Source organism: Cytophaga hutchinsonii ATCC 33406, assembly GCF_000014145.1.
Taxonomy (GTDB): domain Bacteria; phylum Bacteroidota; class Bacteroidia; order Cytophagales; family Cytophagaceae; genus Cytophaga; species Cytophaga hutchinsonii.
On record NC_008255.1, the window covers coordinates 1023343 to 1045585 of the forward strand.

Below are 22243 nucleotides of genomic sequence, written 5' to 3' on the forward strand. Positions count from 1 at the left end.
ATGAAGATAGCTGTTGTCATACCATCTTTTTATCCGGCAGTTGTTTATGGAGGTACTATATTTTCTTCCCTGAATACGTGTAAGGAACTTGTGAAGCTAGGTCAAGAAGTATTTGTAAGTACAACAAATACAAATATGTACAAACGCCTCGAAGTTCCTCGCAATAAATGGACAGAGCTTCAGGGAATACATGTTAAATATTATAATGAAACAATCGTAGATAAATTATCACTGCGCCTGATAACGTCTGTATGGAAGGATATAAGAAATGCAGACGTGATACATGTTCAGGCAATATACAATACACCTGTTCCTGCATCTCTTTTTTATGCCAGAATGCTGGGTAAGCCGGTATTACTATCTCCAAGAGGTGTAATGGGGGATTGGATAATGAATCAGGGAAATAGTTTCAAAAAAACGTGGTTGAAATTTCTGATCAAACCGTTTGCAAACCGTGTAACATGGCATGCTACAGCTGATCAGGAAGCGCAGGAAATCCGTTCGAGATTTCCCAATGCCAAAATTGCTATTATTCCGAATGGTATAGATACAGAATATTTTGCAGCTACACCTTGGTTAAGCCGTATAGATTTTTTAAAACAGTTTACAGGAAAAGAATTCAATGGTGATACAAAGGTAATTGTATCCATGGGAAGAATCCATAAAAAGAAAGGATTGGATTTATTGATAGATGCCTTTGATCAGGTACTTAAAACCCTACCCGATACAGTGTTGCTGATTGCCGGTCAGGATGAAGGTGAATTAGCACAATTGCAGCAACGCATTGATAAATACAGATTACAGGATAAAATTATTTTTACCGGAGCATTAAATGACGCAGATAAAAAAACTTTTTTAATACATGCAGATTTATTTGCACTCACTTCACATAATGAGAATTTTGGAAATGTATATGCAGAAGCCCTTGCTTCAGGTTTGCCTGTTGTGACATCAATATATACCCCCTGGCTGGATCTGGAACAGAATGGCTGCGGAAAAGCTGTTGGATTAAATGTTGATGAGATAAAGCAGGCATTGCTCGACTATTTGAATATAGATAAAACATTGGTTGCATCCGCTGCACGTTCGTATATTGCAGCATATAGCTGGGAGAGTATTGGTAAAAGGTTTCAAAAAGTATTTGAAGATTTAAAGAATAACGAAAATGAATAATCTTACTGTATTAATCATTACGTATAATGAAGACCCGAATATTCATCGGGTGCTGGAAAAGCTGCGTTGGGCTGAAAAAATAGTGTTGCTCGATAGCGGAAGTACAGATGAAACATTGTCTATAGCCGGTACATTTTCAAACGTAGAGGTTGTTTACAGAAAATTTGATTCTTTTGCTGAACAATGCAATTTTGGGTTAAGTCTGATAAAAACAGAATGGGTGTTGTCTCTTGATGCAGATTATGTATTAACGGAGCCATTAATTGCAGAAATAAAGCATGCTGTTACTGACACAACAGTGGATGCCTGGAACGTATGTTTTCGCTTTTGTGTATATGGATATCCGCTACGTTCAGATAACACAACACCCAGGCCAATACTATTTCGTACATTGAAAGGTAATTATTATAATGATGGTCACGCACACAGACTTGCCGTTCAGGGCAAGGAAAGTAATTTTAAAAATAAAATTTTACATGATGATCGTAAAGATCTGAGTCGCTGGTTTAAAAACCAGGATAGTTACGCTCTAAAGGAGTGTCAGAAGCTTATTCAAAAACCATACGAGGAACTACGCCCTATTGATAAGATCCGAAAATTGAAATGGATTGCACCGTTTATGGTGTTCTTTTATTCTCTATTTATAAAAGGGTTAATTCTTGATGGTTGGCACGGGTGGTATTATACATTACAACGTACCATGGTAGAAATTATGTTTACGCTGCGTTTAATTGAAGCAGAAAAAATTAATAAGCAAGCAAAAGAATACGCTAAGACAAAATAGATTGTACAGTATAATGAATAATGATTTGAAACAACCAGCAGCAGACAATAAGTTTTATTTCTTAGAACTTATGCGCACATTAGCTGCATTATATGTTGTTGGTGTTCATATCCATCAGATTGTTGATTTTGGCAAGATCGGCTCAATGCTTTTTGCATTTGGACAGGAGGCGGTTATGATTTTTTTTGTGTTATCAGGCTTTGTAATTTATTATTCTGCAGAAAATAAAAAAACACTTACAATTCCTCAATATTTCAAAGCGCGTTTTCTACGTATTTACCCTGTATTTATTCTTGCATGTTTGTTAACCTACGTTGCTAAATCTTTTATATCAGATGAGTGGCTGGATTTTCAATGGATTTCATTTCTTGAGAACATATGTATGCTTCAGGATTTTTCAACCGGTAAGCCTGGCGTATGGATACAGCCATTTATGGGTAATACACCTTTATGGTCATTGAGTTATGAATGGTGGTTCTATATGCTTTTTATTCCCATCTATTTTTATATTCCTGAAAATCGGAGGTATTTATATGTTGGGATAATTTCCTCCGCGGCATTGGTCGTTTATCTGATTTTTCCCAATCAGATTTGTCTTTGGCTTAGTTACTTCATATTATGGTGGCTTGGAGCAGAAGTATCAAGGAAGCATATGCAGCCTGATTCTGTAAACCTCAACACACTTAAAAAAACACTTTTTATCACAGCTGCCTTACTGGTTTTATTGCTTGTATATCTGCTATACTGGAAAACAGACCACACAATTTTATTTGGATTATTTCCTGTATTATTTATAAGACATTTTGTAGCTTCTATGATCTTTGTTACGGTATTGTGGAACATATCAAAGAATACGTTTAATATCGGTTCTGCAAACCTGCTGGTCCGTCTTGCTCCATATACCTATGCGATATATGTTTTCCATTACCCGGTCTTGTTGATGTTCGAAAAAACAGGATGGATATTCAGCATCTGGGGAATGGCTGCTTCTTTAGTTGCCATGCTTTTATTAGCAATAATTGCAGAAGAGGTTTTTCAGAAGAATATTGTTCGGTGGTTTAAGAAGATATAAAAACATCTGTATGAATTATATTGAATGAGTAAAATATTTATTTGAATTCCTTTATCTTGACGGTGGCAGAGGCATTCAATTTTATATGTTACCTGTCTTAGCTGAATAATACATAATATTCAGTACAAGATTCTGATTTGGAATCATGTTAATAATATTTGTTAATAGTTGTAAACTTTCTTGTTTTAAATTGTAATATGAATCGTATACCATATCTAGACGGAATCCGCGGCGTTGCAATTATTCTTGTATTAATAGGTCATGGATTTTATTCTATAGGAATATCAAATGAATTGATCCGGATTATTTTTGGTAACGCACATTTGGGAGTAATGATTTTTTTTTCTTTAAGTGGTTATCTTATTACCAATTTGTTACTGAATGAACAGGAAAAAACAGGGACGATTCATCTTGGTAAATTTTACCTTAGAAGAGCGATCAGAATTTTTCCTGTGTTTTATCTTTATTTATCGATTATAGCAGTATTGGTATTTGTTTTCAGGTATCTGGAAATAGATATAATTGATCTTGTATTTGCCTCAGTATATCTTACTAATTATAAAAATCTGATTGGCGGAGAATCTTTCTCGCCTGATTATTGGTATATAGGGCATTTCTGGACTCTTTCATTGGAAGAACAGTTTTACCTTGTATGGCCATCATTATTGTTTTTCTGTAGTTTAAAATGGCTGCGTCGTATCCTTCCCATAGTTTTGTTTATGTTTCCGATTGTACGGGTTGTTTCTTATGCCCTGTTTGAGGATCAGCGTGGACAGATTGGAATGATGCTGCATACAATGAGTGACGCAATATTCTGGGGATGCTACATGGCTTTACTGGAAAGATATAATAAGGAGAGCGTTAAAAAAGTATTAACCGTACTGAAAGAAAATATATATATCCCAATCGGCCTTCTGCTATTTATATTTATACTATCGCCTGTTATGGCAATGCTTTTTAAAGGTGCATACAATCTCTCTATAGGCTTCACCCTGGAAAGTATTTCAATCGGAATATTGTTGCTATTTATAATTCATGAAAAACCGTCTTTTGCAGGATTTCTGAATGGTAAAATTATAAGCTACATAGGGGTGCTTTCTTATAGTTTATACATATGGCAACAGCTATTTTTAAACCATTCAGCTACGGGAATTATTTATATGTTCCCGTTGAATATTATCCTGGCAGCAGGTGCTGCATACATATCGTATACATGTGTTGAAAAACCAATATTACAATTAAAGAAAAAAATTAATTCTTAATGCATCATTTGTATCGGATACAAATGATGCATTAAGAATTATCTATTTTGCACCTAGCAGTCCTTTTATTTTACTGAAAATCCGTTGAGACAAGAGCCAGTTATTTTGTTTTCGGAACGCCTTACTATACCAGCGTTTTGTGAAAGATTCAATGTTAGCAGGATAGGGCCTTTGGTCTGCAAAATCAACCATATGATTTAATAAAACAGAATATCTGATATGTGATTCAAAATATTTTTTATACACATCAGAAACATTGTTTCTCAGATTTTCATAGTCTGTTTGTTTTGCTTTTAATATTGCATAAATGTTTTCTACGTCTGATTCTGCTATTCGTACATAGTAATTATCTTCTTCGATACTGAAAGGAACCCACTCATCAGCAATAATAACAGGAACGCTGCCAAGAGCCATCGTTTCTATTATTCTGTGAGAGTAGGAGGCAATGCCTCTCGGACACAGTACAAAATAACTGGACAATATATCTTCTAAGTACGTTTCTTTTTCAAAATCAGAATGATTGTACCAACGTTTAATTTCAGCTACTTTATATTCACTCGATTCATTTCTGTACGCATTAAATAATTTTATTCTGAACGGATGTGAGCAAGAACCGGAAAATGTAAAAAGTAATTTTTTATTCTGAATCGTGGAATGATTAACTGCTTCTATCTTATCATTTGGCAAAGATAAATGCGGCCAGGAACGATGTATTTCCGGATTAAACTTATGTTTTTCAAGTGATGTATAAAATCCGGGCAGAAAGCCCGGAGGACAATCTTCATAGTTTATGCTATAAAGTGGAATGTTTTTTTTGAGATAAAAATTAACAAGATTCTGATAACTGGGAATGTCCTTCCATGTTTTAAAAGAAGCTGATTCTAAAATTATAACCAATTCAGCGTCATTAATATTTGTAGTTAGTTCAAAGTTGTTAAATGAAGGAACTTTATTAATTAATCCCGAAATCCTCGGAAGTTCATTGCGTTCAAAATCTTTCAATTCTGCAGGTTGAACAAGTAATATTTTTTTCATATTTCTTAATGTATTAAAAAAATCTGTTAGAATAAAATATTAAAACAAACACCTTAATATATTCTAAAAATCTTTTTAGTTCGTAACAGATGCGCTATGATAATTTTATCATAGCGCATTACTTTCAGCACATATCAATGCCTGATAATGATTTCGGAATTATGATCAGTTCTTTTTAAATTCTTTTGGCAAGACATCCCAGTCTTCCTTAGGAAGTGATTTGAAATAGTCGTAGGTAATTTTCAAACCTTCTTCTCTGGAAACCTTAGGTTCCCAGCCTAATAGTTCTTTTGCTTTTGTGATATCCGGCTTGCGCTGTTTGGGATCATCTGTAGGCAATGGTTTAAAAGTAATTTTTACATTTGAACCGGTAAGCTTAATGATTTCCTGTGCAAAATCGTTGATGGTGATCTCTACCGGATTCCCGATGTTTACCGGATACGCATAATCACTCATCAATAAGCGGTAAATACCTTCAACCAGATCACTCACATAACAGAATGAACGCGTCTGTGTACCATCACCAAAAGAAGTAAGATCTTCTCCTCTTAACGCCTGGCCAATGAATGCAGGCAATACACGTCCGTCATTGAGACGCATTCTCGGGCCATAGGTATTGAAGATACGTACAATACGTGTCTCTACCTGATGATACGTGTGGTAAGCCATCGTAATAGCTTCCTGAAAACGTTTTGCTTCATCGTATACACCACGCGGACCAATCGGGTTTACATTACCCCAGTAGTCTTCTGTCTGTGGGTGAATCAGCGGATCACCATATACTTCAGAAGTAGAAGCAATCAGCATACGTGCTTTTTTAGCACGCGCCAATCCCAGTAAATTATGTGTTCCCAAAGAACCAACTTTCAAGGTCTGGATCGGAATCTTTAAATAGTCAATCGGACTTGCCGGTGATGCAAAATGAAGGATATAATCTAAATCACCTGCAACATGCACAAACTTGGAAACGTCGTGATTATAAAATTCGAAATTTTCCAGCGGAAATAAATGTTCAATATTTTTAAGATTTCCTGTAATAAGGTTATCCATCCCGATTACATGATAGCCTTCTTTAATAAAACGGTCACATAAGTGTGATCCTAAAAAACCGGCCGCTCCGGTGATAAGTACTCTTTTTTTAGCCATTAGTATTTGTGTATTTTGAATGATAAAGTACTAATTATGAAATTCCAAATAACAAAAAACAAATTCCAAACCTACTTAAAGTATATTCCAAATAACAAATTCCAAAACAGAAACAACTATTCGTTGTAGCTTACCTAATGAATTAGACATTTTTTCCGTTTGAAATTTGTTATTTGTATTTTGGAATTTATTCTGAAATGTTAATTGTTTTATTCTGCTTTTAGTCCGATGCAGTAGTAATCAAATCCCAGTGTTTTCATTTCTTTGGGATCATAAATATTTCTTCCGTCGAAAATTGCCTTACCCTTCATTTTGCTTTTTACCACGTCAAAATCCGGAGAACGGAATTCAGACCATTCGGTAACGATCAGTAATCCATCAATACCCTCCAATACTTCCAGCGGATCCTGTGCATAGGTGATGGTGTCTTTTAATGTATGAGATGCTTCATGCATGGCAACCGGGTCATATGCAATAACGCTTGCGCCTGCTTTTAATAACTCCGGAATGATTACCAATGATGGCGCCTCACGCATATCATCTGTCTTTGGTTTGAAAGATAAACCCCAAACGCCGAATTTCTTTCCTTTCAGATCGTTGTTGAAATACTTGTTTACTTTTTTAACAAGTACGTATTTCTGATCGTCATTTACATCTTCAACAGCGCTTAACACGCGCATGTCGTACCCGTTTTGTTTCGCTGTCTTGATCAGTGCTTTCACATCTTTTGGAAAACAGGAACCGCCATAACCTACACCCGGATAAATGAATTTATTTCCGATACGTGCATCCGAACCGATTCCTTTGCGAACCAGATTAACATCTGCACCTACGATCTCACATAAGTTTGCAATGTCGTTCATAAAGCTGATCTTAGTTGCAAGCATAGAGTTTGCCGCATACTTAGTCATTTCAGCTGAAGGAATATCCATGAAGAAAATCGGGTGACCGTTTAACAGGAACGGCTTGTATAATTTGCGCATGGTTTCTTCTGCCTGAGGAGCATCTATACCAACCACAATACGGTCAGGTTTCATGAAGTCATCAATAGCGGCACCTTCTTTTAAGAATTCGGGGTTGGAAGATACATATGCCGTTAAGGAAGCATTACGTTTTCCCAGTTCTTCCTGAAGTGCTTTTTTAACTTTTAAGGAAGTACCTACCGGAACCGTACTTTTTGTAACAACAACAATATCATTTTTCATAGATTGTCCGATTGCAGTTGCAACAGCCAATACATATTTCAGATCCGCGCTTCCATCCTCTCCGGGAGGGGTACCAACAGCAATAAAGGCTACTTCTGCATCAACAATGCTTTGAGATAAATCTGTAGAAAACTTCAAACGCCCCTTTTTAACGTTGCGTTCTACCATTTCTTCCAGGCCTGGCTCGTATATCGGTAAAATCCCGTTTTTAAGATTGTCTATTTTTTTCTGATCGATATCTACACATACAACTTCGATACCTACTTCTGCAAAACACGTTCCCGTTACTAAACCAACGTATCCCGTTCCTACTATTACTATTTTCATGTAAGCTGTTTAAAAGGTAAAATTAATTTTTTTTATATTACTAAATTAGGACAAAAAAAATAATAAACGCTAATATTAATGATGTTTTAAATAGTATTATTTAATGAATTTATTGATTGAGTCGTTGATGAGAGAATTTAAAATGCATTTTAAAAGTTAATTTTAAAACAGTGGTAAGTATTTAATATTTATTTTGAATGATGATATAGTTGGTATGATTTGGACTATTTTAAGAGTTGTCTATTGCTGTTTGAGATGTAATTATACACGTATATCTTCGTGTAGCACAGGCAGAAAAATCAGGTATACATTCATTAACATGTGAGCAAGTACACTGGGTAAAATGCTTTAGTATTTAATTCTTTTAACAATTGTTAGATAAATATTAGCAATTGTTAAATAATCATCCGGCATGACCAATACAAATACATAAATATTTGTTTTATATCGTATTGTATTTATTTTTAAATATACAGGCTTACACTTTTTAGTCTGTTAGCTATCTATTTTAACTATCTTTTACCAAACAGCCAGCGTATGAAAAAATCAATACCAGAGATCCGGTACACGCGTTTATTTATGCTTTTTCAAAAATTGCACACGCGTCTGAACAGAAACATTGATCAGGGCAAATTTACCCAATTCACACAGAAGCAACGTACGCGTTTGCTGAATCGTCTGCACAAAATTAAACTGCAGCTGCAGGTATTTGCGCAGGATGTTAAATGGACAGGTTCTGCACTTGCCTTGAGTATCGCGTGTTATGCATTTCCGGGACAAGCCCAGTTTCTTCCGGCAGGAGCAGAATTCAAAGTAAACAACGTAACCACATGGGACCAGAAAAAAGCTTCAATTGCGATGGACGACAATGGAGACTTTATTATTACCTGGCAAAGCGACTCAGATGAATATGGTTTCTATTACGATATTTATGGTCAGCGGTATACTGCCGCCGGAGCGGTACAGGGAAGTGCTTTTATGATCAATGCGCCATCTTCAGAAGACCAGAGCCATCCATCCGTTGCAATTAATCCCAATGGTGGATTCATCATTACGTATGAACGCTACCAGGTAGACAACCGGAATATCTATGTACGCAGATACGATGCTGCAGGTGCTTTGATAGGGTCAGAGATTATGGTGAGCAGCAATACAGAAGTGATTCAGAAAAACCCCGTAATTGCTATTGATAGCGACGGGGATTTTGTGATCAGCTGGGATGCATATCAGGATGGGGATGGATTCGGGATCTATGCCCGCAGGTATAACGCCTCCGGAGTTGCACAGGGAGGCGAATTCCAGGTGAACACGTACACTGCCGGACAACAAAAAAACACCGCCGTGGCTATGGACGATGCAGGTAATTTTGTTATTACCTGGCAAAGTGATAAACAGGATGGCGACTCCTATGGCGTTTATGCACAGCGTTACAATGCGGCAGGTGCAGCCCAGGGAACAGAGTTCAGGGTAAATACAGTTACTGAAAATCAACAGCAGTATCCTGCTATAGGTATGGATAGTGATGGAGACTTTGCTATTGTCTGGGAAACCGTTACCGATTCCTACGATGTATATGTGCAGCGGTATAATGCAGCAGGTGTGCCACAGGGAACAGAATTTAATGCTACCGCAGATCAATTGTACGGAGGTAACCGTGCTTCAATAGCGATGGATAGCGATGGAGATTTTGTACTCGCATGGCAAACCTACCTGGACTATGATCTGGATATATATGCCAAACGCTATACGGCAGCAGGCGCAGCTGTTGGCAGCGAAATAAAAGTAAATACATTTACGGACGGGTATCAGCAGAACCCGCATGTAGTAATGGATAACAGCGGAGACATCGTTGTGATCTGGGAGAGTGAAGGTCAGGATGGATCCGGATATGGAATTTATGGGCAGCGGTATACAGCAGAGAATATAACAACTGCTGCGCAAAAAAAGACAGATGCTGTACTGTTCAATATGTACCCTAATCCGGCTAAAGGAGAAGTATATCTTTCTGCCGGGGCCGGAGCTTATGTAAAAATTACTGATCTGTCCGGACATGCAGTCAAAGAACAATACCTTAACGGAAATAGAATAGATATTGCTGATCTCACAGCCGGAATGTATGTAGTAACCATCAACAGCGACGGAAAGGAAGAAATAAAAAAACTTATCGTAGAATAACACTCTGTCACAACCATCAGCCGGCTTTTACCGGCTGGTGGTTCTTATAATGTTTATTTAATCCAACATTAAAAACAATGAACAGTCAAACAGCACCTCCGTTTACATGTACGATGTCTCCCAATATGCCGGAATTACTTTGGGAATTAGGCGGAACACTTGTATTAAGTACGTACCAGGCAGGTAAAATAATATTTATGAGTGCTCCGGATAGAGAAGGGATTGTACAGCTGCCGCGCCAGTTCGATAAGGCAATGGGCGTAGCGGTGCAGGGTGACAAGTTAGCCGTTGCTACAAGAAGTGAAGTACAGGTGCTTGCAAATGCTCCTTTGCTGGCCCGGCAATACGGCACAGCGCCAGGAATGTATGATGGCTTATATCTTCCGCGCGCTACCTACTATAGCGGCGAAATAGATCTGCATGACATGGGATGGGGAAAAGAAGGATTGTGGGCAGTAAATACCCGCTTTTCATGCCTGAGCATTATCGACGATGATTTTAGTTTCCGCAAAAAATGGACACCGCCTTTTATTACCGATCATACACCCGATGACCGGTGCCATCTAAATGGAATGGCAATGCAGGACGGCAGCCCGAAATATGTTACGGCACTTGGTACTTCTAACATAGAAAAAGGATGGCGGACGAATATACAGCAGGGTGGTGTGCTGATAGATGTACCGTCTAAAGAAATTTGTGTAGAAGGTTTGGCGATGCCGCATTCGCCGCGACTTTTTGATGGGAAATTATACGTACTGTGTTCCGCAACCGGTGAAGTTATCTCTGCTGATCCGGATACAGGCAAATACGAAGTAATAACAAAATTGCAGGGTTTTGTAAGGGGAATGTGCCGTCAGGGAGACTTTATATTCGTAGGGCTTTCAAAATTAAGAAAAAATTCAAGTACGTTCCGGGATCTGCCGATAGCACGCACTTCCATGTTTTGTGGTATATCAGTCATACATCTGCCTACAGGTAATCAGGTAGGTTTTATAAAATATGAAAACAGTGTGGAGGAAATATATGATGTGCAGTTTCTGCCTGGTTTAAAAAGACCCGCTATTTTGAATACGCTTCGTGAAGAACATCGCAGAGCACTTGTAACGGAAAGTGATGGATGGTGGTCACAGCCTGCGGCACAGGCAACATAGATTGATCCGTAAATAGCTAATTTTTGATCAGCTATTTTTATAAGAGTTGCTGTACATCAAAGTACCTTGTCTAAGTATTTCATATGTGAACTTTTAATATAGTACGACTGATTTTTTGAGAGAAGGATGAAGCTATACAAGTAACAGCAGTGATAATGCGTTTAATTTTGTATTTTTAATGCTTTAATACACAGAGAACATCTTTAGATGCGCAGGTTACGTACTGTTTTGTACAAGATAACAGGCCATCGTTATTGAGTTCATATTTGTCATGCTAAACGATACGTCAGGCCTTATATTGAGAAAAACTTTTTTTCTGGATATCTTAAGAGGATTGGCAGCACTTTATGTGCTGATCGGTCATGCACGCTGGCTCCTTTGGGAAGGCTACACGGAAGGTTATAAACTCCATCCGGCAGAATATGGATTATTTGATACCATACAGGTATACGTTTTGAACCTGTTTGCATTTGGCCACCAGGCAGTAATGCTTTTTTTTGTATTGTCGGGTTTTGTTATTCAGTACAGTTCATACAATCAAGCGGTAAAATCGGGTACATTTTCTATTCGTGTTTATTTAATAAAAAGAATCAGACGTATTTATCCGCCATTTCTTTTTGCGTTGCTGCTAACCTTTGTACTAGATACTATTGGAAAACAATCAGGCTATACGATCTACTCCGGAACAACAAATTTTGTGATACTGAATAAGAGTATTTTTTCTGATCTGTCAACACAAACGTTGTTTGGGAACATCGGCATGCTGCAGACACTTGTTACTCCGGTATGGGGCAGCAACGGGCCTTTGTGGTCGCTCATGTATGAATGGTGGTTTTATCTACTGTATATTCCGGTTTTTTTTATAAATAAACGAAATCCGCTGGTTACGGCTTATTTAATAGGCATACTTTTCATTGCATCGTTATTTTTGTCAGTCGAACATTACCGATGGGCTACTGTTGCTAATTATTTTTTCATCTGGTATCTGGGAGTGATTGCAGCAGATTGGTATATGGGAAGAATCGGAAATCAAAAAACTAAAACAGCATTAGTGATATACCTGTTACTGGTTTTTATTACGGCAAGTTATCTGGTTGGCTTCGCGCATATGACAGACTATTATACCGCTGCTTTTTTTATTGTGCTTATATATGTGTCTATACAATCTTACAGGTATCTTGAAGGCTTTCGGATGTTACAGCCGCTGAGTGATTTCTCCTATACCTTATATGTTACTCATATGCCTGTTCTGGTATTGCTGTCCGGGTGGCTGCAGCACCGATTTTCAGGGGCATTGCCAATGCATCTGGCTTATGTATATAGTGGTATTTTTATTTGTTTACTTATTGCATGGTTATGCCATTTTATCGTTGAAGTACCTTTTATTAAAAGGAGCAAACACTGAAATTCATGGGTATTCTGATACATTTTTGTAAAATGACGTAACTGCCTGTAAATAAGTCTTTATTATTTTTACATGTAAACATGTAAGAATAAGAATATGATACAGAGAAAAACAATAATAGAAAAAATAATAATGATTCTGATATCTTGTTTGGCATTGGCAAGCATTGTATTTCTTGAGTTTTATTTTATTGAAAAACAATTATTTCACGATTTTCCTAATATAGGTATTGCCTTTCATTTCTTTGGAGGATTTTTTGTTTCTGTAATTGTGTATTACACATTTATTTCTTCATTGGTGAAATTAGAGTGGTACCTGATTGCAACCTTTCTTCTGGGAGTTGTATGCATGGCTGCTATGGGCTGGGAAGGCTTTGAATGGATACTGGGAAGAATAACAGGCTCTTTGTATCAGGCAGATCTTGATAATACAATGGAAGATTTATTTGTCGGACTTGCAGGTGGTTTAATATCATGCCCGGTTTTGTTGCTGCGTAATTTTACACTCGTAAAATATTTTATGACAATGGCTCAGCCGAATAAAGAAGCACATAATATATTCGCTTAAAACGATCACAGTACGCACATCGTACAGCGTTAGTTTTATTCTGTCATTTCAGATAGATTTAATAGGTAGATTTTAATTCAACATAGATTTTAATCGTTGAATTAAAATCTATTGCTTTTTAATGCGTTCAGCGCAACCTGTGTATAACAATTTAATATTCAATTCAACCTATTGAAATAAATTGAGACAGAGATAAGTGCTGTTAGTTTTGCTTGTACAATACGGTCACAAATAGGTGCCGTAAGGTGTGTAGTTGTTGCACAAGAGTGTGGAGTAGTTCTACATATATATTATTTCGAAAGGATGTATATTATTGATTATTAAATATTTGCATTTATGGTATAATATTTCTTAGAGCTAATCAGTAAACATTTGTACTATGGAAAAGAAAATCGCTATAAAACTATCTGTTGCAGCTCTTGCCGCTATTGTGTTTCTTGAGTTTCTGTTCATCGAAGTTGAACTGTTTGAATATCTGCCCAACATCGGGATTTTCTTCCATTTATTCGGTGGTTTTTTTGTTGCATTATTTACGTATTACTTTTTTCAAAAATCTTTACTGAAATTACCCTGGTACCTTATTGGAATTTTCATTGTAGGTGTAGTGTGTATGGCAGCTGTTGGCTGGGAAGGTTTTGAATGGGTATTGGGAAGAATAACAGGTTCATTATATCAGGCTAGTTTAGATAATACAATGGAAGACTTATTTGTGGGGCTTGCAGGAGGATTGCTTGCATGTCCTCTTGTATTGACACGTAATTCCATACTTGTAAAATCGTTGGGTCTCATTACATCCAAACAGGTTGATGAGGCAAGAATGGTAGCGTAGTTTTTACAATTAACGTAACAAACAAATAATAAAGAAGATCGTATTGAATCAATACTATTCAATTTAATACTATATTAAATGCTGGTGATTTATATAATCATCAGCATTTTTATTTTTTCAAAATCACTAAACTGGTACCTCGCGGCTTTTTTTCTTATATTGGTTTTATAATTAAAAGATAAAAGAACGTGTATCAGGATCTTTCTCGTTTTTCAATGCCTGCTGATTTCAGAGGTAAACCCGGTTGGTATGTACAGTTGTGGTGGGTTGTTCAGGCGCTCTTATTTCATCCTTCGCCTCAAATTATGTATGGCTGGCGCCGGTTATTACTGCGGGCTTTTGGAGCGCAGATCGGTAAAGGTGTAATCATACGTCCTTCTGCACAAATCACCTATCCATGGAAATTAGCTATTGGAGATTATGCATGGATAGGGGATGAAGTTGTGTTATATACGCTGGGTAATATAACAATCGGTAAGAATGCTGTAGTATCCCAACGTTCATACATTTGTACGGGCAGCCATGATTTCAAAAAAGAAGCATTTGATATTTTTTCAAAACCAATAATTATTGACGATGAATGCTGGCTGGCGACAGATGTGTTTGTTGGTCCCGGTGTTAAAATTAGTAAGGGAATAGTAATTGGTGCGCGCAGCAGTGTATACAAAAATATTGAAGCCACACCCGGTATTTATACAGGAAACCCCGCAACCCGTGTTGGGGATCGGTAGGGGCGTATTGAATACGCCCTTATGCGTATTGCATACGCACCCTGTGTGACATTGCATACGCACCCTGTGTACATTGCATGCCCCATCGTATTTATGCATCCCATGTATATGTATTGCATCCGTCGCTGTATGCAAACGCATACAACGACGGATGCACGGCTGCGCCGTAGGGGCTTATGCAATAAGCCCCTACGGGCGGATCAATTCAAATGAAACAACCTCAGGTGTAAAACACAGCACGAAGATGCCTAAGGCAATCCAGCCTAATACTTTCCGTTTCGTATCAAGCGGTTGTTCGCTCAATGCCGGTGGATGATATACACCCAGATAACGACCGATTAAAAACGCATATAACAACCAAAATCCATAACCGGTAATTTCCGGAAAAAGAAATTCAACCAGGAATTGAAACGTGAATACTGCAACTGCTGTGAGCAGTGCATTCAAAAACGTTTCAAACATTTTTGCAAAAATCAGATACAGAAATATCAAATAGAAAAAAGCAAATTCTAATTGATCTGCTGCATTAGCGGTAAAGAAATTAATCTGCAGGATATTTTCTTTGAACATACCAACGCCTGCAATAGATACAAACAGAATGAAAAACACCGCAGATATTTTTTTACTTCGTTCATATCCAAATAGTCCATACGTAACGTGGCCGCCATCAAGCTGACCGACAGGTATAAGATTCAATGCGGTGAAAAAAAGCGCTAAATAACCCGCAAATATAAATGGGTAATGATACAGCTCATGCGGATCGGGTAAACGATCACCCTGATAGGAGAATAGTTTTTCAAACAGCAGGAATAATAAATTCTTACCGACAACAATAACTTCAAATTCTGTTTCATATGCTTTAACAGGTTTTTTCAGCTCCGGAATGGAGTCATGGTGTTGCAGGTAATAAATAGAGTCCTGAATAAAAGTTAACTCTGTATGTAAATCACTTCGTTTCTTTATAAAATCATAGGTGTATGCTTCATGTCGGTAATCGCCTTGTATTGCAGCGTATTCAGGATGGATACGAAATAAATAAGACTTTTCCGGAAGGGTTGCAAAACCATATACTAATAATAAAATGGCAGCAACAAAGCCCGCCAATGGTCCGGCAATGCCGATATCAAACATTGTTCTTCTGGAATGAATGATACCTTTCATCCGGATAAATGCACCAAACGTACCTATTGAGGGTATGCCGGGAAAATAGAAAGGGATGTAGTAGGGGAGCGTTGCATCAACATTATTTTTTCTGGCAAAGTAATAATGCCCCATTTCATGAATAGTTAAAATGCCCAGAAAAGTAATGGAGTAATCTAATCCGCTCCAGACGAAATCCCAGCCGTTTAAATAATGTTTGCCCGTCCACTCAGCACCAGCAAGCGTTGTCGTTACAAGCGTAAGCAGAAATAATGCCGTATGAAGAATGTATTGTTTGTATGTAGTATTATTACGCATGTTTCAAGAGTTCCAGGAAAGTAGAGTGTTCTGTTACGTGTACTGTTTGAATGCCAACCCGGGCTGCACCTTCAATGTTATCTTTGTTATCGTCCAGAAAAAGCGTTTCATGTGGCAGCAATGATTTACGCTTTAATACCTCTTCATAAATAGAAGTGTTTGGTTTAATCAGGCCCAGATCATAGGAATACCAGGTGTGTTCGAACAAGCGTTCCAGACAATCCACCTGCGCAGAAGTATATAAGATACGTTGTACTTCATGTATGTGAATCGGATTGGTATTGCTCAATAAAAATAAACGGTATTTTGAAGCCAATGACTGTATACGTGCAATACGCTCCTTAGGAATTGGAAGCAGCAGGGTATTCCAGGCATCAATCAACTGCTGATCGGTTACGGTTTTATCAACTCCTAATAATGCTCTGAGTTGTTGTAAGAAGCTGAAATTTCCGATCAGTCCTTTTTCAAAATCAACAAAAAAAGAACTGTCCGCATACTTCTTTTTTACAGACTCCTTCGGAAGCTTGCTAAGGAGGGCAAAGGCGTCAAATGTTTTTTCAAAATCAATCGGAATAATAACTGCACCCAGATCGAAAATAATATTTTTAATGCGTGTGAAATCGTTCATCTATTGTATTCGAAATAATTGTAAAGGTACAATGGATTAAAGGAATAAAGAAAAGTATTCGTGTGTAGTTCTTAAGCGGTAATACAACCTGAGTGAAACTATATAGATGTAAACGACATATCAAGGGCTATACAGAAACAAAAAAACCCCGCAAAAGCGAGGTTTCTGTGGGCCCTGTTGGGATCGAACCAACGACCCCCTGATTATGAGTCAGATGCTCTAACCGTCTGAGCTAAGGGCCCTGAAAGGAATAATCTTCCGTTTCGGAGTGCAATGTTACTGAAATGTGCTCAATTAAACAAGTACTGGGCAAAAGATCGTTTGATTCATACATACGGTTATGTATAAGTATATAAATGTCATTTAGTTAAGTTGCTGCTTAATCAGTGTGTGCTGAGCGTGCTGAAAGGGGGTTGTTTAGCAAGCTGCAGCTGAAACACTACGGAGTCTGTACGGAAGGGGCGGGTAAAACCATCCGGTCCTGCACAGCAGCATAATATGCTAAGCATGCTATGCACTGCGAAAGACCGGATCAGCAAATGTGTTATGTTGGACAATCCCTTATTTTGTTTTTGAAAACTGCTCCCCGAAGGCCTTGGTATTATTGCTGGTGAGGTTATACGTAATGCTGAAGAAATAACCCAGGCGGAATGCTTCTTCGGTTACAGGAGCGTCCGGCAGGCTGGATGTTAAATACGCTTTGTTTGTATCATAATTGCCGGACAATATATTAACCTGTCCGCCGGCAAGCCCTCCTGAAAAGACAATCCTGTCCTGATTGCCGATTACCATGCAGCCGCCCAGGTAGTACCGCAGATCTTTCAGATCCGTGCTTACGCCAATACATACACCCGGACTGAATGGGGCGCGCCAGGGTTTATTTGCATACACATTCAGCTGCGTGCCCACAAAAGGTATGTAGCTATTGCGGTTTTTGGCCCGAACAATGATGGATGTATCGGATGCAAAACCTGAAGAATCGTAATAATAAGAGCGGTCGTTCAGATTCATATTGAACATCAGTCCGGCACTTACATCAAACCGCAAACCGCCATAGGTGCGGATTATACTGGAGAACTTTTCTTTTCGTGACTTATACCCCAGCGCATTATTTTTGGGTTCAATGGTTACATCCAGCTTTACGACATCTATATTTCTCAGGTCATATTCTTTAATATGAACTTCATAATTACTCTTTTCGAAACTCATGTAGGCTTTCTGAATGTTGCTGGCGAAGATGTCTATTTTATCTGAAGAGAGTGTCTGAAGAATTTTTCTATACTCGTTTTGCAGATCAATGACAATTGTTTTAAGAAGATCGAACTGATTTTTATTTAAAGCAAACACTTTTGCTTTAGCTTTGTCTGTACTTTCCAGCAAAGAAGATTCAACAAAATTTATTTCATTGATCAGTTGCTGTGTATAGCTGATTTTATTAGAAATAGCTTCTATTACCCTCTGGCGAATAGATGTAACCTGATTATAAGCTATTACAGACCTGAATGCGTTATTATTATTTTCTAAAGCATTTCTATAAAAAACAGTTGTAATTGAATCACGTTTGCTGATCAGAGCATGCATATCTTCCTCTGTCTGCAGTAAAACTGAAAGATTTTTATAGTATAATACAGCTTGATGCAACCATTCTACGTAAATAGGTTCTTGTTTTTGGAAAATTTTTTTACTAAAAGATGTTCTTATGTTATCCTGTAAATAAAACTTTTCTATAATAAGATCCAGCCTTCCCTGCAATATATTTACCTGACTGACTTCGGTTACAAAATCTGTATTAATACTTTCTATAGTAAAAAGATTATTGTATTGATTTTCAGGTGAAGCAGTGTTGGTATTATTGAGGTAATCTTCTTTCGAATTATTAATAGTTATATTGTAATTAAAGAGATTTATGTTTCTGATCCTGAATTCTATACCATACTTCTCTTTTACCCAATAAGTTTTTTTTGATTTGTTGGATCCTATAGTATTATTTCCAAAATCATAATCAATTATTAATGTGTCATCTTGCGCAAATGCGGCCAGAAAGCCTAATCCAAATACAATTGTTAAAAGTGATTTCATACGTGTGGGGTTAAAAGTATAAATAAAATTTACTGTTTTATTAAACTAAAATGTATTTTAATGATATTATAGTATTATTAAATAAAAATAATGGCTATAATAGATAATTATTATTGAAATTGCCAATGGAAAATATTTTATAGTTTTAAAGACAATATGAAAAACGTATACTGTTTGTTTTCAGTACTTCTGATTGCAGTGTGTTCCTGTCAGCGGCCGGATAGTACTTCCGGTTCTTCCCCTCAAACCCATGTCAGAAACTATTCGTCCGAATGTCAGCATTTTATAAATACATTTAGCGAAGTAAGTATATATAAAATCACCCGCCAGCTTCAACAGGTGAATGAACGCCGGAACGCAATTCCCGAAGATCTGAAGGCACTTTATCCGGATGCGAGAGACGCATGGAATGATGCTCTTGGTGCGCTCTCCAGCAGTAGCCTGGAGACATATCAGGGCTCATACAGGGATAGGGGTTGGGAAGATACATATTTAAGCAATAGCCAGAAATTCTTTTTTTTGCTTACAGAATATGCAGAAGGGAACTATCCACAAGGGTCAAAAGATACGTTCAAACAGGCAGCATGGGTTGAAAGTGCAGACATTAAAAAAAGGTTTGATGCCTTGCTGAGTTACGCTGAGCGCAGTTGTTTGCCGGTACACCTGTCTGAGATAAAAGCGCAGCTGCATCCCAAGAAACTTCCGGAAAAGATAGAAGATTGCCTGGTTGAATAATATTAACCTTCGTGCAACGAATACATATGGAGCAAACAGTTAATTGGACTGAAGCCACGGCAACCAGGAATGTTTATTGATAAAAAGTTTCCTGTTGGCAAACAGGCTTTGTATACTTCCTAAACGTGCCTGCCTGTCTAATACTATGTCGGTTTTAAAATCTGTTGCTGCAAACGGGTATCGCACATATCCGTTTAAGAAATAGAAACATTCCGACAGCATTTTTTTTGTCCAGCTAAATGTACTTTTTTTATTGAGCAGCCGCTCGTTTCTTCGCTCCTTATATGGAATTAATAAAGCAGCACTGTAAGCCACTGATTTTTTTAACCGTTTTATATACGCCCACGTTAGCCGGCTTTCTGAAAGTACATGTATAAATGTGAGTTCCGGATTTGAATGAATTTGATAACCGATTAATGATACGGCGTAACCAAGTTCATTGTCTTCCCCGGGAATAATTATGCCATTTCTCCTGCCAGTAAGGGTATACTGAAATCCTTTTTTTTTCAGGGTTAAATACGCTTCTTTTTTCAGAATGCTTCCTGCTCCATATACATATCCACGTTCAAGCGTAATATCCCTCCTAGCGCGTGTGTGCTGAGGGCCTAGTGCATATTGATACGCATACCGTTCAAACCAGGGTGGCGGTGCGATTGTGAGACGAGGAATGCCGAACCCGCCTAATAAACCCAGTGCGGGATGTTGTAAGAAATACGTATAACCTCGTTGAATATAATCGGCAGATAATAAATTGTCGTCATCGCAGAATAAAATCAAATCATATGCAGCGGCAGAAATGCCGGTTTCAATGGCATAGTTTTTACCCGGTATTGTTTCGGAAATAATACGTAATGGATAAGGCGCTTTCACTTGTTCCCAGTATGCGGATGCTACTGCACATGTAGTATCCGTAGATCCATTATCAACAAGGATTACTTCTACCGGCAGTTCAGCTGTTAGTTGCTGCTGGCTTATATGATATAATGTTTCAGGTAATTTATCTGAACTGTTGTAACAACAAATGATCACACTTACGCCGTTCATACCGTAATATTCCTGAGTAGTAAAAACAATAGAAACTAATCGCTCTTAGGTACGAATGATTAGTTGGATAGTTCCTGCGAAAAACGATTCAGTATGCTGTCAATGCTCAAATGTTTTTCTGCATATAAACGCGCTTTAGCAGACACATCGTTACAATCGGTTTGTAGTACATGCCTTACTGTTGTTACAAATGCAGCCAGGTTTTCCGGTTCACAAATAAAACCCACCTGATGTGTATCAACCAATTCGTACAGGCTTGTGTTTGGTTCTGCTGTTACAACAGCCACGCCGCCAGCCGACAATATGCTCATAAACTTGGAAGGTAATACCAGGTCAGCAGCGGATTTTTTTTGTAAAACAAGATGTACATCCGCAATGGCCAGAAAGGATGCTAACTTATTATATGGCTGTAAAGCTAAAAAGCGGATGTTGTTCAGATTTTTGGCAGCAGCATATTCCATCAAACGGACTTTGGATGCACCTTCGCCGGCAATAATAAATAAAATATCTGTCTGGTCCTTTAATTCAAGAGCGGCGTCAATGATCATATCAACCCCTTGCTTTTCGCCGAGGTTGCCCGAATACAATACAACTTTTTTATCCGGGTCGATACCCAGTTCAGCACGCAGTGATTCAGCCCTGGATAAGGGTTTAACATAATCTGTTTCCGCCCAGTTGGGCAGCATGATATACCTTTTTTCCGGAACACCTTTTGATAAGATGCGCTCTTTCATGCCCGTACTGATAGAGGATACGTACGTTGCTTTTTTTAGCCAGAACAATTCTATTTTTGTTAAAGCAGCGAGCAGTTTTTTATTTTTGATTAAACCTAATTCACGTGCAGCATCTACCTGAAGATCCTGAATGTGAAACACCCAGATTGTTTTAGGGTGAAACAATTTATATACCCATGGCCATATGCCGATGATCAATGGTGGATAGGGAGTGATGATAACATCGTATGAGTTAAAAAAAGTAGGAAACCAGTAGAAAAAAGAAGAAAGTAAAAAACTGAATTCATGAATCATGCGGGAAGAGCCGGTAACGTTTTCCGGAACATATAACGGACAACGTTTAACGGTTGCTTTTGCAACGTGTTCTTTGAACCATAGTTTCCCTTTGTAGTTATCTGCTTTTTTCCAGTTAGGGTAATAGGGCATGGCAGTTATAACATCCACCTTGTTATTATTTTTAGCCAGCCAGGCACCCATTTCACCCGTGTACTTTCCTATTCCCGTAAGTTCTGGCGTATAGTTAATGCCGTAAATTAAAATCTTCATTATTTCAAAGATATGAATTAGTTTTTAAAATTAGTAGATAGTGAAGAGTGTTCAGACTGCTCTCTTTATTATTCCTTAATTTATTTACCTGCTGAACAATATCCATCTCAGCTGTCAGATCACTTACTTCTCTTCAAACATTGACCACAGTCACTGC

19 protein-coding genes and 1 tRNA gene are annotated in these 22243 nt (G+C 37.8%); 11 read left to right on the plus strand and 9 right to left on the minus strand.

What is annotated here, in order from left to right; all coding sequences use genetic code 11:
• The 4 genes from CHU_RS18790 (at position 1) to CHU_RS04360 (ending at position 4291) form a co-directional block, all read left to right on the plus strand.
• Positions 1–1173: a glycosyltransferase gene (locus CHU_RS18790; protein WP_011584291.1), complete on the plus strand. Its 1173-nt coding sequence runs from the start codon at positions 1–3 to the stop codon at positions 1171–1173.
• Positions 1166–1957, plus strand: a complete 792-nt coding sequence (locus CHU_RS04350) for a glycosyltransferase family 2 protein (protein WP_011584292.1) — start codon at positions 1166–1168, stop codon at positions 1955–1957. The genes CHU_RS18790 and CHU_RS04350 overlap by 8 nt, the downstream gene beginning before the upstream one ends.
• Positions 1958–1982: 25 nt before the next feature.
• Positions 1983–3029, plus strand: coding sequence for an acyltransferase family protein (locus CHU_RS04355; RefSeq protein ID WP_177254186.1), 1047 nt, complete (start codon positions 1983–1985; stop codon positions 3027–3029).
• 197 nt (positions 3030–3226) lie between these two features.
• A complete protein-coding gene (locus CHU_RS04360) occupies positions 3227–4291 on the plus strand; it encodes an acyltransferase family protein (protein WP_049755454.1) in 1065 nt (354 codons plus the stop codon).
• A gap of 42 nt (positions 4292–4333) precedes the next feature.
• Here CHU_RS04360 and CHU_RS04365 read toward each other — a convergent pair whose 3' ends face one another.
• The 3 genes from CHU_RS04365 to CHU_RS04375 all read right to left on the minus strand — a co-directional run bounded on the left by CHU_RS04365 (position 4334) and on the right by CHU_RS04375 (position 8004).
• Positions 4334–5326, minus strand: a complete 993-nt coding sequence (locus CHU_RS04365) for an exostosin domain-containing protein (RefSeq protein WP_011584295.1) — start codon at positions 5324–5326, stop codon at positions 4334–4336.
• Between the two features lie 165 nt (positions 5327–5491).
• On the minus strand, positions 5492–6472 hold the full coding sequence (locus tag CHU_RS04370) for a UDP-glucuronic acid decarboxylase family protein (RefSeq protein WP_011584296.1): 981 nt from the start codon (positions 6470–6472) through the stop codon (positions 5492–5494).
• Between the two features lie 209 nt (positions 6473–6681).
• Positions 6682–8004 (minus strand): UDP-glucose dehydrogenase family protein, encoded by a 1323-nt coding sequence (locus CHU_RS04375; protein ID WP_011584297.1) that lies wholly within the window; start codon positions 8002–8004, stop codon positions 6682–6684.
• Between the two features lie 537 nt (positions 8005–8541).
• On the opposite strand from CHU_RS04375, the gene CHU_RS04380 reads away from it, so the two are divergent.
• The 6 genes from CHU_RS04380 (at position 8542) to CHU_RS04405 (ending at position 14862) form a co-directional block, all read left to right on the plus strand.
• Entirely contained in the window at positions 8542–10179 is a 1638-nt protein-coding gene (locus tag CHU_RS04380; protein WP_011584298.1) for a T9SS type A sorting domain-containing protein, read from the plus strand.
• A 77-nt stretch (positions 10180–10256) separates the two neighbouring features.
• Complete coding sequence (locus tag CHU_RS04385; protein WP_011584299.1) at positions 10257–11330, plus strand: TIGR03032 family protein; 1074 nt, start codon at positions 10257–10259, stop codon at positions 11328–11330.
• Positions 11331–11601: 271 nt separating this feature from the next.
• Complete coding sequence (locus CHU_RS04390) at positions 11602–12735, plus strand: acyltransferase family protein (RefSeq protein WP_011584300.1); 1134 nt, start codon at positions 11602–11604, stop codon at positions 12733–12735.
• Positions 12736–12867: 132 nt separating this feature from the next.
• Positions 12868–13302 (plus strand): hypothetical protein, encoded by a 435-nt coding sequence (locus tag CHU_RS04395; RefSeq protein WP_041932190.1) that lies wholly within the window; start codon positions 12868–12870, stop codon positions 13300–13302.
• Positions 13303–13681: 379 nt separating this feature from the next.
• A complete protein-coding gene (locus tag CHU_RS04400; RefSeq protein ID WP_011584302.1) occupies positions 13682–14131 on the plus strand; it encodes a hypothetical protein in 450 nt (149 codons plus the stop codon).
• 188 nt (positions 14132–14319) lie between these two features.
• Positions 14320–14862, plus strand: a complete 543-nt coding sequence (locus tag CHU_RS04405; RefSeq protein WP_011584303.1) for a putative colanic acid biosynthesis acetyltransferase — start codon at positions 14320–14322, stop codon at positions 14860–14862.
• A gap of 189 nt (positions 14863–15051) precedes the next feature.
• On the opposite strand, the gene CHU_RS04410 is transcribed toward CHU_RS04405, so the two are convergent.
• The 4 genes from CHU_RS04410 to CHU_RS04425 form a co-directional block, all read right to left on the minus strand.
• On the minus strand, positions 15052–16320 hold the full coding sequence (locus CHU_RS04410; RefSeq protein ID WP_011584304.1) for a site-2 protease family protein: 1269 nt from the start codon (positions 16318–16320) through the stop codon (positions 15052–15054).
• Positions 16313–16948 (minus strand): HAD family hydrolase, encoded by a 636-nt coding sequence (locus CHU_RS04415; RefSeq protein ID WP_011584305.1) that lies wholly within the window; start codon positions 16946–16948, stop codon positions 16313–16315. The genes CHU_RS04410 and CHU_RS04415 overlap by 8 nt, the downstream gene beginning before the upstream one ends.
• A gap of 168 nt (positions 16949–17116) precedes the next feature.
• Positions 17117–17190: transfer RNA gene (locus CHU_RS04420), tRNA-Ile, on the minus strand.
• A gap of 319 nt (positions 17191–17509) precedes the next feature.
• On the minus strand, positions 17510–19027 hold the full coding sequence (locus CHU_RS04425) for a hypothetical protein (protein WP_011584306.1): 1518 nt from the start codon (positions 19025–19027) through the stop codon (positions 17510–17512).
• 156 nt (positions 19028–19183) lie between these two features.
• Here CHU_RS04425 and CHU_RS04430 point away from each other — a divergent pair, with 156 nt between their 5' ends.
• Entirely contained in the window at positions 19184–19762 is a 579-nt protein-coding gene (locus tag CHU_RS04430) for a hypothetical protein (RefSeq protein WP_011584307.1), read from the plus strand.
• A 39-nt stretch (positions 19763–19801) separates the two neighbouring features.
• On the opposite strand, the gene CHU_RS04435 is transcribed toward CHU_RS04430, so the two are convergent.
• Both CHU_RS04435 and CHU_RS04440 read right to left on the minus strand, forming a co-directional pair.
• Positions 19802–20806 carry a glycosyltransferase gene (locus CHU_RS04435; RefSeq protein ID WP_011584308.1) on the minus strand — a complete coding sequence of 335 codons (1005 nt, stop codon included), beginning with the start codon at positions 20804–20806 and terminating at the stop codon, positions 19802–19804.
• A gap of 59 nt (positions 20807–20865) precedes the next feature.
• On the minus strand, positions 20866–22086 hold the full coding sequence (locus CHU_RS04440; RefSeq protein ID WP_011584309.1) for a WcaI family glycosyltransferase: 1221 nt from the start codon (positions 22084–22086) through the stop codon (positions 20866–20868).
• Between the last annotated feature and the right edge of the window lie 157 nt (positions 22087–22243).